Source organism: Cellulomonas humilata (genome assembly GCF_013359775.1).
Taxonomy (GTDB): domain Bacteria; phylum Actinomycetota; class Actinomycetes; order Actinomycetales; family Cellulomonadaceae; genus Cellulomonas; species Cellulomonas humilata.
The window spans coordinates 1-13,854 of record NZ_JABMCI010000066.1 but is presented as its reverse complement, the minus strand read 5'-3'; the positions used below and the strand labels follow the sequence as shown (position 1 = coordinate 13,854).

Sequence of the window (13,854 nt, the reverse complement as noted above, 5' to 3'; positions counted from 1 at the left end):
GGCACCGATGAGTACGCAGACCTCCGCCCCCGCGGACGCGGTCCCGTACCCGCTCGTGGTCCGCACGGTCGCGCTGGACGCGCTGGGCGGGACGACCGAGGCGGCGACCACGGACCCCCTGGACCTGCTCGGCCTGCTGCCGTCGCAGGCGCCCCTCGCATGGGTGCGCCGCGGCGACGGCCTGGTGGCGTGGGGCGAGACCCTGCGCGTCGCCGTCAGCGGCCCCGACCGCTTCGCCGACGCCGAGCGCGCCTGGCAGGACGTCCTGGCGCGGGCGATCGTGCGCGACGAGGTCCAGCTGCCCGGGACCGGTCCCGTCGCGTTCGGCTCCTTCGCGTTCGACGAGGACTCGGCGGCGGGCAGCGTGATCGTCGTGCCGCGCGTGGTCGTCGGACGCCGCGCGGGACGCACCTGGCTCACCACCATCACCACGGGCGCCCGCCTGGGCGCCCCGCCCCGGCTCGCGGACGTCGTCGGGCCGCGGGTGCCGCCCGTCGACCCGGGCACGGTCGTGTACTCGGACGGCGCGGTGAGCGCCGACGGGTGGCGGGAGGTCGTCGCGCGCGGCATCGCCGCGATCAAGGCCGGTGCCGTCGACAAGGTGGTGCTGGCACGGGACGTGCACGCGCGCACCGAGCACCCCGTGGACGCGCGCTGGGCCCTCGAGCGGCTGGCCGTGGAGTACCCGTCGTGCTGGACGTTCAGCGTCGACGGCATGATCGGCGCGACGCCCGAGCTGCTGGTCCGGTCCGAGAAGGGCCTGGTCACGTCCCGCGTGCTCGCCGGCACGATCCGGCGCACCGGCGACGACGCGGCCGACATGGCCCGCGCGGCGATCCTCGCGCACTCGTCCAAGGACCTCGAGGAGCACGAGTACGCGGTGACCTCCGTGGCGCACGCGCTCGAGCCGTTCTGCTCGTCGACCAACGTGCCGGACGTGCCCTTCGTCCTGCACCTGCCCAACGTCCTGCACCTGGCGTCGGACGTCACCGGGGTGCTCACCGCGCCGACCGGCGCCGCCGCGCACCCCTCGTCCCTCGCGCTCGCGGCGGCCCTGCACCCGACGGCCGCCGTGTGCGGCACGCCGACCGCGGCCGCCCGCGAGCTCATCCGCAGCATCGAGGGCATGGACCGCGCCCGCTACGCCGGGCCTGTCGGCTGGTTCGGTGCCGACGGCGACGGCGAGTGGGGCATCGCGCTGCGCTCGGCGGCCATCGACCCCGACGACCCGCGCAGCGTGCGCCTGTTCGCCGGCTGCGGGGTGGTCGCCGCGTCCGATCCCCCGGCCGAGGTCGCGGAGTCCGAGGCCAAGCTGGTCCCCATGCGGTACGCGCTCGGCCGGGACGTCAGCGACAGCTGACGCCCCGGCCGGGCGGCCGACGCCGGGCTCCGTGGGGACGACGGCCCGGCGGGTCAGAGGGCGGTGCTCAGCCCTGGTCCTGCTGCTGCTGGAACCACTCCCACAGCTCGTCGGGGCTCATCCCCTCGGGGATGCCCTCCTGCCCCTGCTGGTCGTCAGGCGCCTGCTGCTCGTCGGGCGCCTGCTGCTGCGGCTCCGACTGGGCCGTCTCCGGGCGGACTGCCAGGGTCACGTCGACCTCGACCGTCTTGCCGTCGCGGACGACCGTCAGCGTGACGTCGGTGCCGGACGGGAGCGCCCGCACGTAGGCGGTCAGCGACTCGGCGCCACCGACGGCGTCACCGTCGATCGCGACGATCGTGTCGTTCGCCTGGAGCTCGGCCTTCGCCGCGGGCGAGCCGTCCGTGACCTGCTCCACGACCGCCCCGCGCCGCGTCACGCCGTCGGCGGTGGCCGTGCCGTCGGACAGGGACACCCCGAGGAACGCGTGCTCCGCGGTGCCGTCGTCGATGAGCTGCGCGGCGATGTTCTTCACCAGGTCGACGGGGATGGCGAACCCGAGACCGATCGAGCCGGACTCGCTGGACAGCGTGGCGATCGAGGAGTTGATGCCGATCACGCGGCCCTCGGCGTCGAACAGCGGGCCGCCCGAGTTGCCGGGGTTGACCGCCGCGTCGATCTGGATCGCGTTGGTGACCGTGGCCTCGCTGGTGCTGTCGCCCGAGGTGGAGACCGGGCGGTCGACCGCGGAGACGATGCCGGTGGTGACCGTGTTGGCCAGGCCCAGCGGGTTGCCGACGGCCATCACGGGCTGGCCGACGACGACCGTCGACGAGTCGCCGATGGCCGCGGCCTTGAGGTCGTCCGGGGCGTCGGTCAGCTTGATGACCGCCAGGTCGGTGGTCGCGTCGGTGCCGACGATCGTGGCGTCGAAGAGGCGGCCGTCGGTCAGGGTGACCTGGACCTCGCCGTCCGCGCCGGCCACCACGTGGTTGTTGGTGACGATGTGGCCGGCGTCGTCGATGATCACGCCCGAGCCCTCCGCGCCGCCGCCGTTGCCGGTGCTGACCTGGATGGCGACGACCGACTGCTGGACCGCCTTGGCGACGGCCTCCCAGTCCGGGTCCTCCGACGTCGAGCCGGCCACGGGGACCGTGTCGTTGGCCGCCTGGCCGATGGTCGCCAGCGAGGCCGGCCGGTTCCCCGACGCGTCGTCGTCGGACAGCGTCTGCGTGATCCCGACGGTCGCGATCGCCGCGACGATCGCCGCCGCCGCGGCCGCCGACGTGACCGGGAGCCACAGGCTGCGCTTGCGCTGCGGGGGGACCGGGCCCTGGGGCGCAGGTCCCCCCGCGTAGGCCGCCGCAGGCTGGTAGGCAGCCTGGGGCGCGGTTGCGGGGTCGTGTGCGGCGGCGCGCTGGGCGGCCTCCCACTGGGCGCGGCGGACAGCCTCGAACTGGTCCATCTGCGACGCCTGCTGCGCGGCGGCCTGCTGCTGGGCGGCCTCGTACGCGGCCCGCTGGTCCGCGGGAGCGGCCGGGTGCGGCGGCTGGAACGGGTTGGTGGGGTGCGCCGGGCGGGGGTGCGCCGGCAGCGGCTGGGTGGCGTGGACCGGCAACGGCTGGGTGGCGTGGACCGGCAACGGCTGCGTCGGGTTCACGGGCGGCAGCGGCTGCGTCGGCTGTGCCTGCGGGTGCTGGTCGGCTGCGGGCGTCTGGTCGGCCGCGCCGTGCTCCGGGGTGGTGGTCATGTGGGGTGCCCTCCTTCGTCGACGACCATCAGACCCGTTCGCGCTGGAGGGAGCCTTCGCGGAACCTGGGAATCTGCTGCGAGTTTCGGATGGATCGCCCGTCGACGGCCTCGGTGCCCGCGGGTAACGTCGTGCACGAGGAGGCAGTCATGGGCTGGATCCTGTGTCACGTCGGACGGCATCTCTGGCACCACGAGCGCAACCCCGAGGTGGGCGGGCGCGAGGCCGACTACGAGGTCTGCCTGCGCTGCGGGAAGGAGCGGCCGGTCTACGGGCCGCCGGCGCCCGGCTCGCTCATCGGGATGTAGGCAGCACCGCGTCGACGGCGGCCCGGACCTCGACGGAGATCCGTTCGCCGAGGGCGCGGCGCCCCACCCGGTCGACGCGGACCTCCACGACGCTCAGCCCCGGGCCCGGAGCCGCGAGCGCGGGCAGCAGGCCGTCGACGTCGCTCACGCGGGTGTGCCGCACGCCGTAGCCCGCGCACAGTGCCGCCAGGTCGGCGCCGTGCGGGGTGCCGAACACGCGCTCGAACACGTCCGCGCGCGCCGGCTCCCCCGGTTCGAGCGTCGCGAAGATCGAGCCGCCGTCGTCGTTGGCGACGACGAGCTGGAGGTGCACCGCAGTCTCGAGCGGGCCGCGCAGCAGGCCGCCGACGTCGTGCAGGAACGTGAGGTCGCCCAGGTAGGCGCGGACCCGGCGGCGGGGCAGCCCGAGCGCCACGCCGACCGCGGTGGACACCGTGCCGTCGATGCCCGCGAGCCCGCGGTTGGCCAGCACGACGGGCGGGCTGTCCCAGCGCGCCACCAGGTCCAGGTCCCGCACCGGGTTCGACGAGCCGACGACGAGCGCGTCGCCGGGCCCGCTGACCTGCGCGACCACGCGCGCCAGCGCCGGGCCGGTGACGCGGGTACCGCTGCGCGAGCGGCGGCCGGCGTCAGGGCCGTCAGGCCCGCCGACGACCGCATCGATCGCCGACGCCGCCGCCTTGTCGGCCGCGTGCCACGCGTCGAGCCACCCGGCCGGTGCGGGCATCCGACCCTGCCGCATCCGGGCGGGGGGCTCGAGCAGCACGTCGGTCGCGTTGCGCGGGGCGTCGGGCCAGTCGGCGCCGCGCGGGGCGATGACGACCACCTCGACGTCCTCGCGCGCCAGCAGCTGCTGCACCGGCCGCGAGAGCGTGGGGCGCCCGAGCACGACGACGCGGCGGACCGCCCCGCCCAGCAGCGGATGGGCCAGCAGCAGGCGGTAGGCCGCGATGGCGTGGGAACCGCCGCGCGCGCCGGAGGACGGCTCGGCCAGCAGGGGCCAGCCGTTCGCCTCCGCGAGCCGGCGTGCGGCCGGTCCGGCGCCGTCCCCGGCCACCAGCACGGTCGCCACCCCGCCGCGGCGGGCGGGTGCCGTCGGGTCCGCGACCGTGGGCACCGCTCCCGTGCTCGAGCCGGCCGGCACGTGGCGCGCCTGCACCACCGTGAGCCCGGCGGTCGACGGTTCCGGCCACGAGGAGTCCCCGGGCACCAGGGGTTCCCGGAACGCGAGGTCGAGGTGCACCGGTCCCGGGTCACCGGTGCGCGCACCCGTGGCAGCGGCCACCGCGCGCGAGACCGTGCGGCGCAGGCTGCGCGCCTCGTCCGCGCGACCGACCGGGGCGGGCACGTCGATCGTCAGGCGGACGGCACCGGCGAACATGCCCACCTGGTCGGTGGTCTGGTTGGCCCCCGTTCCCCGCAGCTCGTGCGGACGGTCGGCGGTGAGCAGCAGCAGCGGCAGACCGCTGTGGTGCGCCTCGAGCACGGCCGGGTGCAGGTTGGCCACCGCGGTGCCGGACGTGGTGATCACCGCCACCGGCCGCGGTGCGTGGAGCTGGTCGCCGTCACCGTGGGCGGAGGCGCGCGCCAGCCCGACCGCCAGGAACGCGGCCGAGCGCTCGTCCACCCGCACGTGCAGGCGCAGGCTCGGTGCTCCGGCCGGGCGCTCGGCGTCGGGGCGGGCTGCGTCGGCGACCGCGTAGGCCAGCGGCGCGCTGCGTGACCCGGGGGCGAGCACGATGTCCTCGACACCGAGGGCCGCGAGCGCCTGCACGATCACGCGGGCCGCCGAGGTCGCCGGGTCGGGAGCGAGGGCGGTCGTCGTCGGCACGCCCGCCATCATGCCCGAGCCCGCACGGCCGCGACGCGCGCGCGCCACCGGTCCGTCAGCTCGGGGGGCGCCGCGGAGGCTGCCAGCAGCGCGGGATCGGGCGAGGTGCGGCGGACGTCGAGCGCCCCGTCGACCGGCAGGAAGGGGCTGTCGACCAGGTCCGAGGTGAACAGCTGCGCGGTGGCCAGACCGCACGCGTAGGGCAGCTCCGGGAGGGCGGCGGCGAGCGCGACGCCGGCGGCGAGCCCCACGGACGACTCGAGGGCCGACGAGACCACGACCGGCAGCCCGATCCGCTCCGCCAGCTCCAGGCACGCGCGCACCCCGCCGAGCGGCTGGACCTTGAGCACGACGACGTCGGCCGCGTGCGCCCGCGCCACCGCGAACGGGTCCTGCGCGCGGCGGATCGACTCGTCGGCGGCGATCGGCACGTGCGTGCGGCGGCGCAGCGCGGCGAGGTCGTCGACGCCGGGCACCGGCTGCTCCGCGTACTCGAGGCCGCCGGCGGCACGGTCCAGGGCGACCAGCCGGCTCACGGCGGTGTCGACGTCCCATGCCGCGTTGGCGTCGACGCGGATGGCACCGCCGGGGCCGAGCGCGTCGCGGACCGCCTCCAGCCGGGCGATCTCGTCGGCGAGCGACTGCCCCGGCTCGGCGACCTTGACCTTCGCGGTCCGGCAGCCGCCCGAGCCGCGCACGATCCGGTGTGCGGTCTCGGCGTCGACGGCGGGCACGGTCACGTTGACCGGGATCCGGGTGCGCAGGGGTGCGGGCCAGCCCTCGTCGGCGGCCTCGACCGCAGCGCGCCACCAGGCGGCCGACTCGTCGGCGTCGTAGTCCCAGAACGGGCTGAACTCCCCCCAGCCCGCGTCGCCGCGCAGCAGCACCCCGTCGCGGACGGTCAGCCCGCGGAACCGCGTGCGCAGCGGGAGCGACCAGACGTGCAGGTCAGCGGGGTCGTGGAGCACGCCGCCAGCGTACGGCGGACTCACGCACCCCACGCCTCGACGAGCAGGGCCCGCGCCGTCGCCCGCACGGGTCGCTGCTCGGTCAGGGCGGTGACCACCGCGCCGTCGACGAGGGCCGTGGTCACCGCGGCCGACGTGGGCGCGTCGACGTGCACGACGAGCTGCCCCAGGACGGCGTCGACCGCCGCGCGCCCGCCCGCGAACGCCGCGGCGAGGGACGCCTGCCGACCCGCCCCCAGCAGGTGCTCGTAGTAGCTGCGCACGCCGGCGTCGTCCCCGGGCGGGAGGACGGCGTCGACGAGCACCTGCGCGGACGCGTCGGGGTCCTGCCGGACGGTCACGGCCGGCGCGCCGGCGAGGGCCGCGCGCGCGTGGTCCGCCCACGCGTCGGCCAGGGCGGTTCCGGCCGCCGCCGCGAGGTCGTCGAGGGACGCGAAATAGTAGGTGGTCGCCGACAGGGAGGCTCCCGCCTCCAGCGCCACGCGCCGGTGGGTGAGCGCACCCGGCCCCTCGCGCAGCAGGAGGGTCGCGGCGGCGGTCGCCAGGTCCGCGCGGCGGCGCGCACCCTTCCCGCGGGCACCACGGTCGGTCACGCGTGGCCGCCCGACAGGTTCAGGCCCACGACGCCGGCCACGATGAGCACGAGCGAGACGATCTTCAGCACGGAGACGGTCTCGTGGAAGAGCACGACGGCGAGCACGGCCGTCAGGGCGGCACCGATGCCGACCCACACGCCGTACGCGACCCCGACCGGGAGCGTCTTGAGCGCCCAGGACAGCCCGCCCATCGACGCGACGAGCAGGACGACGAACAGGACGCTGGGCCAGAGCTTGGTGAAGCCGTCGGACGCCTTGAGGCTGAGGGCCCAGCCGGCCTCGAGCATGCCGGACAGGACGAGGACGATCCAGGCCATGGTGGTGCACCACTCTCCGCGTGCGCGCCGGGTGGCAGTCCCCGCCGTCCCGCGCACGTTCTGGTACAAGCGTACCAGACTGCACGGTCGCGGTTAGGCTGCCGCCGTGACCCTGCCTCCCCTGCCGGACCCCGTCTCCGACACGTTCGACCCGACGCGCTGGCGGACGGTCGACGGGTTCGAGGACCTCACGGACCTCACGTACCACCGCGGGTTCGCCCGCCCCACGGCGGACCAGGTGGCGGCCGGCGCGACCGCCCGGAACCTGCCCGTCGTCCGCGTCGCGTTCGACCGGCCCGAGGTGCGCAACGCGTTCCGCCCGCACACGGTCGACGAGCTGTACCGCGTCCTCGACCACGCGCGCACCACGTCCGACGTGGGCACGGTGCTGCTGACCGGCAACGGACCGAGCCCGAAGGACGGCGTCTGGGCGTTCTGCTCGGGCGGCGACCAGCGCATCCGCGGCCGGTCGGGCTACCAGTACGCGTCGGGCGACACGGCGCAGGACGTCGATCCCGCACGCGCCGGGCGGCTGCACATCCTCGAGGTCCAGCGCCTGATCCGCACCATGCCGAAGGTCGTCGTCGCGCTGGTCAACGGCTGGGCGGCCGGCGGCGGTCACTCGCTGCACGTCGTCGCCGACCTCAGCATCGCCAGCCGCGAGCACGCCCGCTTCATGCAGACCGACGCCAACGTGGGCTCGTTCGACGGCGGCTACGGGTCCGCGCTGCTCGCGCGGCAGGTCGGGCAGAAGCGGGCCCGCGAGATCTTCTTCCTGGCCCGCGAGTACTCGGCGGAGCAGGCGCTCGCGTGGGGCGCGGTGAACGACGTGGTCGAGCACGAGCAGCTCGAGGAGGCCGGGCTGGAGTACGCGCGGATCATGGCGACCAAGTCACCGCAGGCGATCCGGATGCTCAAGTTCGCGTTCAACCTGGCGGACGACGGCCTGGCGGGGCAGCAGGTGTTCGCCGGGGAGGCCACCCGGCTGGCGTACATGACCGACGAGGCGGTCGAGGGGCGGGACGCGTTCCTCGAGCGCCGCGAGCCCGACTGGTCGGGCTTCCCGTACGCGTACTAGCTGCTGGACAGGGCCCAGCCGGCGAGGTCCACGATCGAGCCGAGGACGCCCGCGGCGCCGACCAGCAGCGCGACGAGGACGACGGCCGAGACGAGGACCGCACCGAGCGACCGGACGTCGTGCTCGACGGGTGTGGGCTGGGGATGCGTGAGAGTGGCCATGCGTCCAGCGTCGCCCGCGCACCTGCCGCCGGGCATCGGCCCGCGGGCTCGTCGCGCTCCCGCCCTGGGGTGGCCAACCCGCCCCCGGGGATCATCCCGTGGACGGACAACCGAGCCGGCTCAGCCGATGGTGAGCGACCCGCTGCCGGCCGGCACGAGCTCGACCCAGGTGTTCCCGGGCGCCAGGTCCGCGAGCTGGCCGTCGGCGGTGAACAGCCGGATCGGCACCTCTTGGGCGTTCCGCTGCCACCGCACCGGGATGGTCTTGCCACCCGTCGCGACGACGCCGTCGCCCGAGCCGACCAGCTCGTAGGTGGGCACCGCCGCCCCGCCCTGCGCGCCGAACCCGGAGTTCGGGTGCGGGGCCGTCAGCGACACGACGTTGACCGCGGACAGCCGCGCCCCGCTGCGGGCCGTCGCCGGGGTCGACCCCTCCGACCGCAGCCACGTGCCGCTGCCGGCGTCCCAGGTCCAGGTCGGGCTCGACGCCGCGGAGAGGCGGAACGCGAGCGTGCTCGCCGGGGTGCCGCCGACGACGGCCGCGGCACGGTCGGCGCTGCGCGCGACGGTGAACTGCTCGCCGGGCGGCGCCTGGTGGTCGGCGTCCGCCTGTCCCCAGAAGATCGTCGGGTTGCCGTAGACGTTGTGCGGCGCGGCCCTGTCCCGGACCCGGTACATGCCCGGCGCACCCGCGTCGTGGCTGATCATCTGGACGCCGCTGGCCGCGACCAGGTCGAGGATGCCCGGCTGGCCGCCCGAGAACGCGAGCAGGCCGTGCATGGGCGCCAGGATCTGCGGGTCCATCGGGCGGACCGACCGGATGGGGCCGACCTCCGCGGGCACCTGCGAGTGGAACACGGCGACGAAGCGCGACACGTCGAACTCGACGATCGTCTCCCAGACCATGTCCGCCTGGTCCAGACCGGTCTGCGGACGGGCCACGGCCGTGTTCTCGATCTTCACGGCGAGCGACGGCCGCGCGGCCGGCTCCCCGGCCACGCCGGTCAGCGGCCACACGGGGGGAACGACGGGCACGGGTGCCGGCACCTTGTTCGGCGCGATGGTGGGCCCCTGCACCACCGGGGACGGCGGTTCCTGCGGCGGTTCCGGCGCCGGCGTGGTGCACCCGGCGACGGCCAGCGCCATGGCCGCGAGCACCGCGGCTACCGCGCCCCGTCCGGATCGTCGTGTGGTCGTCGTCATCGTGCTCCCCCGTCGTTCACTCAACTGATGGTGACCGAGCCCGAGTCCCGCGGGACCAGCTCCACCCACGTGCTCCCCGGCGCGAGCGTCACGACCGCGCCGTCGGGCGTGGCGAGCGTGAGGACCGCGTCCCTCGACCCCTTCGTCCACGTGCCGGTGACCGTCTTGCCGCCGCTGGAGATCGTCGCCTCGCCCGTGCCTTCGAGCACGGTCTCCGGGACCGGGTTGCCCGCCGGGTCGACCGTGCCGGAGTCGATGAGGCGCACTTTCAGCGTCACCACGTTCGTCGCGGCGATCCGAGCACCCGAGCGCAGCGTCGCGGGCGTCGCACCCTCGGCGCGCAGCCACGTCCCGGTCCCCGCGTCCCACGTCCAGGTGGGCCGCGAGAAGCCGGAGAGCCGGACGGCCACGGTCGACGACGGCCCACCAGAGGCAACCGCCGTGGCCTTGTCGAGCACCTTCGCGAACACGAACTGCGCGGCGGGCGCCGCGGAGTGGTCGGCGTCCGCCTGGTCCCAGAACGTCTGCGGGGTGCCGTACACGTTGTGCGGCGCCGGGCCGACGCCCTTCTTGCGGTAGAAGCCGCCCGCCCCGGCGTCCATGCTGACCGTCTGGAGTCCGGCGTTCTTCAACGCCTGGACGAACGCGGGCTGACCGCCGGAGAAGGCGATCAGTCCGTGCAGCGGCGCGGCGATCGCGGGGTCCATGGGGCGCACCGACCGGATCGGGCCCACCTCGGCCGGCACCTGCGACTGGTACACCGCGACGAACCGGCTGATGCCGCCCTCGACGACCTGCTCCCAGACGACGTCCGCCTGGTCGAGCCCGGTCTGCGGGCGGGCCTCCGTCGAGTTCTCCACCTTGATGGCCAGCGCGGGCCGCGTCGAGACCTCCGTGGCGGTGACGCCGGTCAGCGGCCAGCGCGGCGGCACGACCGGTGCGGGCGGAGCACCCTTGGCCGCCTCGATCACGGGGGCCTGCGTCACGGGCGCGACAGGCGTCGGGTCCGTCGGCGGTCCGCTGCACGCACCGAGCGCGAGCGTGGCGGTGGTCGCGAGCGCCACGAGCACGGCGGCCCGGCGGGAGGCGGGCGGGGCGGTGAGGACGGACGGCACGGTGCTCCTTCGGGTGTGAATCGCGCGACACTCTACGGCGTCGGGGCGCCTGCCCCGGCCGGGCGCGCGCGCAGACGGACCTACGCTGGGCGGGTGAGCCGGCCCGTGCGAGACGTCCCCGCGCGGCCGGAGCTCCTTCTCCCGGCACTCGAGGCCGCCCTGAGCGGTACCGGGCCGGCCGTCTCGCCCGGTCCCGTGGACGGCCGCGAGGTCCCCAACGGCATCGCCGTGGTGGTGCAGACGTCGGGGTCCACGGGCGATCCGCGTGCCGTGCTGCTGTCGGCGTCGGCCCTGCGCGCGTCGGCGGCCGCCACCGAGGCCCGGCTCGACGGCCCAGGTCGGTGGCTGCTGGCGCTGCCCGTACACCACGTCGCCGGCCTCCAGGTGCTCGTCCGCTCGGTGCTGGCAGGCACCGAGCCCGTGGCGACGACCGCGGGGCCGTTCCGCGCGTCGGCCTTCGTGGCGGCGGCCGCCGCGATGACCGGGCCAGGACCGCGGTACACCTCCCTGGTGCCCACCCAGCTGGTGCGGCTGCTCGACGACCCCGCCGCGACGACCGCCCTGGCCGCGTTCGACGCCGTGCTGCTCGGCGGCGCCGCGACGGGGCCGGACCTGCTGGACCGCGCGCGGGCCGCGGGCGTCCGCGTCGTCACCACGTACGGCATGTCGGAGACCTGCGGAGGCTGCGTCTACGACGGGCGGCCGCTGGACGGCGTGTCCGTCCGGCTGGACACCGAGGGACGCATCCTGCTGGCCGGTCCCGTCCTGGCGGACGGCTACCTCGGGCGACCCGACCTGGACGCGGACGCGTTCGTGCAGGTGGACGGGGTCCGGCACCTGCGCACCACGGATCTCGGCGCGTGGTCCGGCGACGTCCTGACCGTGCTCGGACGCGCCGACGACGTGCTGGTCACCGGGGGCGTCAAGGTGCCGCCGGGGCCTGTGGAGTCCGTGCTCGCCGGACTGCCGGGCGTCGGCGAGGTCTGCGTGGTCGGGATTCCCGACGACGAGTGGGGGCAGCTCGTCGTCGCCGTCGTCGTCCCGCGGTCCGGGGCCACCCCGCCGACGCTGGCCGACGCCCGTGCGGCCGTCACCGACCGGCTCGGCGCCACGCACGCGCCCCGGCACGTCGTGGTCACGGACTCGCTCCCGCTGCGCGGGCCGGGCAAGATCGACCGTCGGGCCGCCACGCTGCTCGCCGCACGCCACCTCGAGAGGAACTCCCCGTGACGACTGCCAGCGACTGGGTGCAGGGTGCACGGCCGCGGACGCTCCCGGCCGCCGCGGCCCCCGTGCTCGTCGGCACCGGGGCTGCCGCCCAGCTGGGCGAGGCCCACCTCGGGCGTGCCGCGCTGGCGCTCGGCGTCGCGCTGGCGCTCCAGGTGGGCGTCAACTACGCCAACGACTACTCCGACGGGATCCGCGGCACCGACGTGGACCGCGTCGGCCCGATGCGGCTCACCGCGTCCGGCACCGCCAGCCCGGGCACCGTCAGGGGCGCGGCGTTCGCCGCGTTCGCGGTCGCCGGCATCTTCGGGCTCGCACTGGTGTACGTGAGCGGCTACTGGTGGCTGCTCGGCGTCGGGGTGATCGCGATCGCGGCCGCCTGGGGGTACACCGGCGGCAAGAACCCCTACGGCTATCTCGGGCTGGGGGAGGTCGGCGTCTTCACCTTCTTCGGGCTCGTCGCCGTGCTGGGCACCACGTACACGCAGGCCGACGAGCTCTCTTGGGCCGCGTGGGTCGGCGCGGTGTCCATCGGGCTGCTCGCGTGCGCGCTGCTCATGGCCAACAACCTTCGGGACATCCCCACCGACGCCCTCGTCGGCAAGCGCACCCTCGCCGTGCGGCTCGGCGACCGACTTGCCCGACGCGTCTACGCCGCGATGGTGATCCTGCCGGTCCTGCTGGGCGGGATCGTGTGCGCGTTCGCGTCGCCCTGGACGCTCATCGTCCTGGTCCTGCTGGCGCCGGCGGTCATCCTCGCCGTGACCGTGCTCCTGGGTGCCCGCGGCCGCGCGCTGGTCCCCGTGCTCGCCGGGACCGGCCTGCTCGAGCTCGGGTTCGGCGTGCTCCTCGGGCTCGGCCTGGCCCTCTAGGACTCCTGGGTGCGCGTGGCCTCGTCGGCCGCGTCCTCGACGTCGGCGTCCTGCTGGGCGCGCTTGCCCAGCACCGTCCGGTCGCCGGCGGCTCGTCGACGCTCCGCACGCTCGGCCAGCTGGAGCGCAGCCGCGTCGCGCGGGCCGCTGAGCAGCACGTACGACAGCCCCCAGGCCAGGAACGCCGCGACGATCACCACCAGCCACGACCGCAGGCCCGCCCACCAGAGCAGACCGAGGCAGGCCCCGAAGAGCGCGAGGCGAAGGACCGAGTAGACGACGAATGGCACGGTCCCAGCGTAGGACGCTCCGCGGGGGCGCCCGTCCGCCGGGCGGCGTCTAGTCTGACGAGGTGAGGAACCTCGCCGTCCTGCTGATCATCGGGCTGACCGTCTACTGCGCGTTCGACGTCATCCGCAGCACCGCCGAGGAGCGGCTCGGGGTGCACCCGGCGCTGTGGGTCCTGCTGATCCTCTTCGTGCCCCTGCTCGGTGCCGTGGTGTGGCTCGCCGTGCGGTGGTCCCGTCGCACCGCGGCCGCCGGCAGCCCGGGCGCGCCGCGGCAGAGCAGGCGTCCCACCGCTCCCGACGACGACCCCGAGTTCCTGTGGCGGCTCGACGAGGACCGTCGGCGCGCCGACCCGGGATCCTCGGACGACTCCCCTCCTGTTCCGTGACCGGCGGGTTGTCCACATCCTGATTCCGGCCTCGTTCCGGGGTGTCCGGTTCGGGTAGAATCGTACACATGTTCGAAGCCGCTCCTGCCGACGCTGAGGGTGGCTGGCGTTCGGGTGCGGGCAATAAGGCTCGGCAGCCGGACGGGCCCGTCGACGCCCGGGTCGTGGCGGCGGCGGTCGCGGAGCTGCTAGCGGCGGCCCGACGACTCGCCGGGCTCGTGGCCAACGGAGGCGCGCAGGATGCGGCGAGCCGGCGGGCGGTGCTGTCCGGGTTGCGGCCGGTGGACGGGGTGCTCGCCGGAGTCCGGTCGGCGGTGCTGCTCGCCGAACGGGACTCCACCACCTGGCAGCGCCCCGGGGTCGCCTCGTTCGAGGCCGCACACGGGTCGGCC

General features: G+C 75.6%; 16 protein-coding genes. 7 read left to right on the top strand and 9 right to left on the bottom strand.

Annotated elements, in window-relative coordinates:
- Positions 1-7: 7 nt before the first annotated feature.
- Positions 8-1,360 (top strand): isochorismate synthase, encoded by a 1,353-nt coding sequence (locus HP550_RS12080; protein WP_175347945.1) that lies wholly within the window; start codon positions 8-10, stop codon positions 1,358-1,360.
- Between the two features lie 67 nt (positions 1,361-1,427).
- Here the strand turns inward: HP550_RS12080 and HP550_RS12075 are convergent, their stop codons facing one another.
- On the bottom strand, positions 1,428-3,110 hold the full coding sequence (locus tag HP550_RS12075; protein WP_175347944.1) for a trypsin-like peptidase domain-containing protein: 1,683 nt from the start codon (positions 3,108-3,110) through the stop codon (positions 1,428-1,430).
- Positions 3,111-3,259: 149 nt separating this feature from the next.
- On the opposite strand from HP550_RS12075, the gene HP550_RS12070 reads away from it, so the two are divergent.
- Positions 3,260-3,418 carry a hypothetical protein gene (locus tag HP550_RS12070; protein WP_175347943.1) on the top strand — a complete coding sequence of 53 codons (159 nt, stop codon included), beginning with the start codon at positions 3,260-3,262 and terminating at the stop codon, positions 3,416-3,418.
- Here HP550_RS12070 and menD read toward each other — a convergent pair.
- Genes menD through HP550_RS12050 form a run of 4 tightly spaced genes read right to left on the bottom strand, consistent with a single transcriptional unit; the run spans position 3,405 to position 7,130 of the window.
- Positions 3,405-5,261: a 2-succinyl-5-enolpyruvyl-6-hydroxy-3-cyclohexene-1-carboxylic-acid synthase gene (menD, locus tag HP550_RS12065; RefSeq protein WP_175348196.1), complete on the bottom strand. Its 1,857-nt coding sequence runs from the start codon at positions 5,259-5,261 to the stop codon at positions 3,405-3,407. The genes HP550_RS12070 and menD overlap by 14 nt on opposite strands.
- Positions 5,258-6,217, bottom strand: a complete 960-nt coding sequence (locus tag HP550_RS12060) for an o-succinylbenzoate synthase (protein WP_175347942.1) — start codon at positions 6,215-6,217, stop codon at positions 5,258-5,260. The genes menD and HP550_RS12060 overlap by 4 nt, the downstream gene beginning before the upstream one ends.
- Before the next feature lie 20 nt (positions 6,218-6,237).
- Positions 6,238-6,810 carry a TetR/AcrR family transcriptional regulator gene (locus HP550_RS12055; protein ID WP_175347941.1) on the bottom strand — a complete coding sequence of 191 codons (573 nt, stop codon included), beginning with the start codon at positions 6,808-6,810 and terminating at the stop codon, positions 6,238-6,240.
- Entirely contained in the window at positions 6,807-7,130 is a 324-nt protein-coding gene (locus HP550_RS12050; RefSeq protein ID WP_175347940.1) for a DMT family transporter, read from the bottom strand. The genes HP550_RS12055 and HP550_RS12050 overlap by 4 nt, the downstream gene beginning before the upstream one ends.
- A 112-nt stretch (positions 7,131-7,242) precedes the next feature.
- Here HP550_RS12050 and HP550_RS12045 point away from each other — a divergent pair, with 112 nt between their 5' ends.
- Entirely contained in the window at positions 7,243-8,208 is a 966-nt protein-coding gene (locus tag HP550_RS12045; RefSeq protein ID WP_175348195.1) for a 1,4-dihydroxy-2-naphthoyl-CoA synthase, read from the top strand.
- On the opposite strand, the gene HP550_RS12040 is transcribed toward HP550_RS12045, so the two are convergent.
- The 3 genes from HP550_RS12040 to HP550_RS12030 form a co-directional block, all read right to left on the bottom strand.
- Positions 8,205-8,369, bottom strand: coding sequence for a hypothetical protein (locus tag HP550_RS12040; protein WP_175347939.1), 165 nt, complete (start codon positions 8,367-8,369; stop codon positions 8,205-8,207). The genes HP550_RS12045 and HP550_RS12040 overlap by 4 nt on opposite strands.
- A 120-nt stretch (positions 8,370-8,489) precedes the next feature.
- Positions 8,490-9,572: a DUF3048 domain-containing protein gene (locus HP550_RS12035; RefSeq protein ID WP_246280826.1), complete on the bottom strand. Its 1,083-nt coding sequence runs from the start codon at positions 9,570-9,572 to the stop codon at positions 8,490-8,492.
- A 20-nt stretch (positions 9,573-9,592) separates the two neighbouring features.
- Complete coding sequence (locus HP550_RS12030) at positions 9,593-10,687, bottom strand: DUF3048 domain-containing protein (RefSeq protein WP_175347938.1); 1,095 nt, start codon at positions 10,685-10,687, stop codon at positions 9,593-9,595.
- 93 nt (positions 10,688-10,780) lie between these two features.
- Here HP550_RS12030 and menE point away from each other — a divergent pair, with 93 nt between their 5' ends.
- Positions 10,781-11,917, top strand: a complete 1,137-nt coding sequence (menE, locus tag HP550_RS12025) for an o-succinylbenzoate--CoA ligase (RefSeq protein WP_175347937.1) — start codon at positions 10,781-10,783, stop codon at positions 11,915-11,917.
- Positions 11,914-12,786, top strand: a complete 873-nt coding sequence (locus HP550_RS12020; protein ID WP_175347936.1) for a 1,4-dihydroxy-2-naphthoate polyprenyltransferase — start codon at positions 11,914-11,916, stop codon at positions 12,784-12,786. Before menE ends, HP550_RS12020 begins: the two co-directional genes overlap by 4 nt.
- Here the strand turns inward: HP550_RS12020 and HP550_RS12015 are convergent.
- Positions 12,783-13,076, bottom strand: coding sequence for a DUF4229 domain-containing protein (locus HP550_RS12015; RefSeq protein ID WP_175347935.1), 294 nt, complete (start codon positions 13,074-13,076; stop codon positions 12,783-12,785). The two genes, HP550_RS12020 and HP550_RS12015, sit on opposite strands and share 4 nt — an antisense overlap.
- Before the next feature lie 62 nt (positions 13,077-13,138).
- On the opposite strand from HP550_RS12015, the gene HP550_RS12010 reads away from it, so the two are divergent.
- Together HP550_RS12010 and HP550_RS12005 are read left to right on the top strand one after the other, a co-directional pair.
- Complete coding sequence (locus HP550_RS12010) at positions 13,139-13,462, top strand: PLDc N-terminal domain-containing protein (protein WP_175347934.1); 324 nt, start codon at positions 13,139-13,141, stop codon at positions 13,460-13,462.
- 68 nt (positions 13,463-13,530) lie between these two features.
- The coding region (locus tag HP550_RS12005; RefSeq protein WP_175347933.1) for a hypothetical protein at positions 13,531-13,854 on the top strand (324 nt) is incomplete at its 3' end.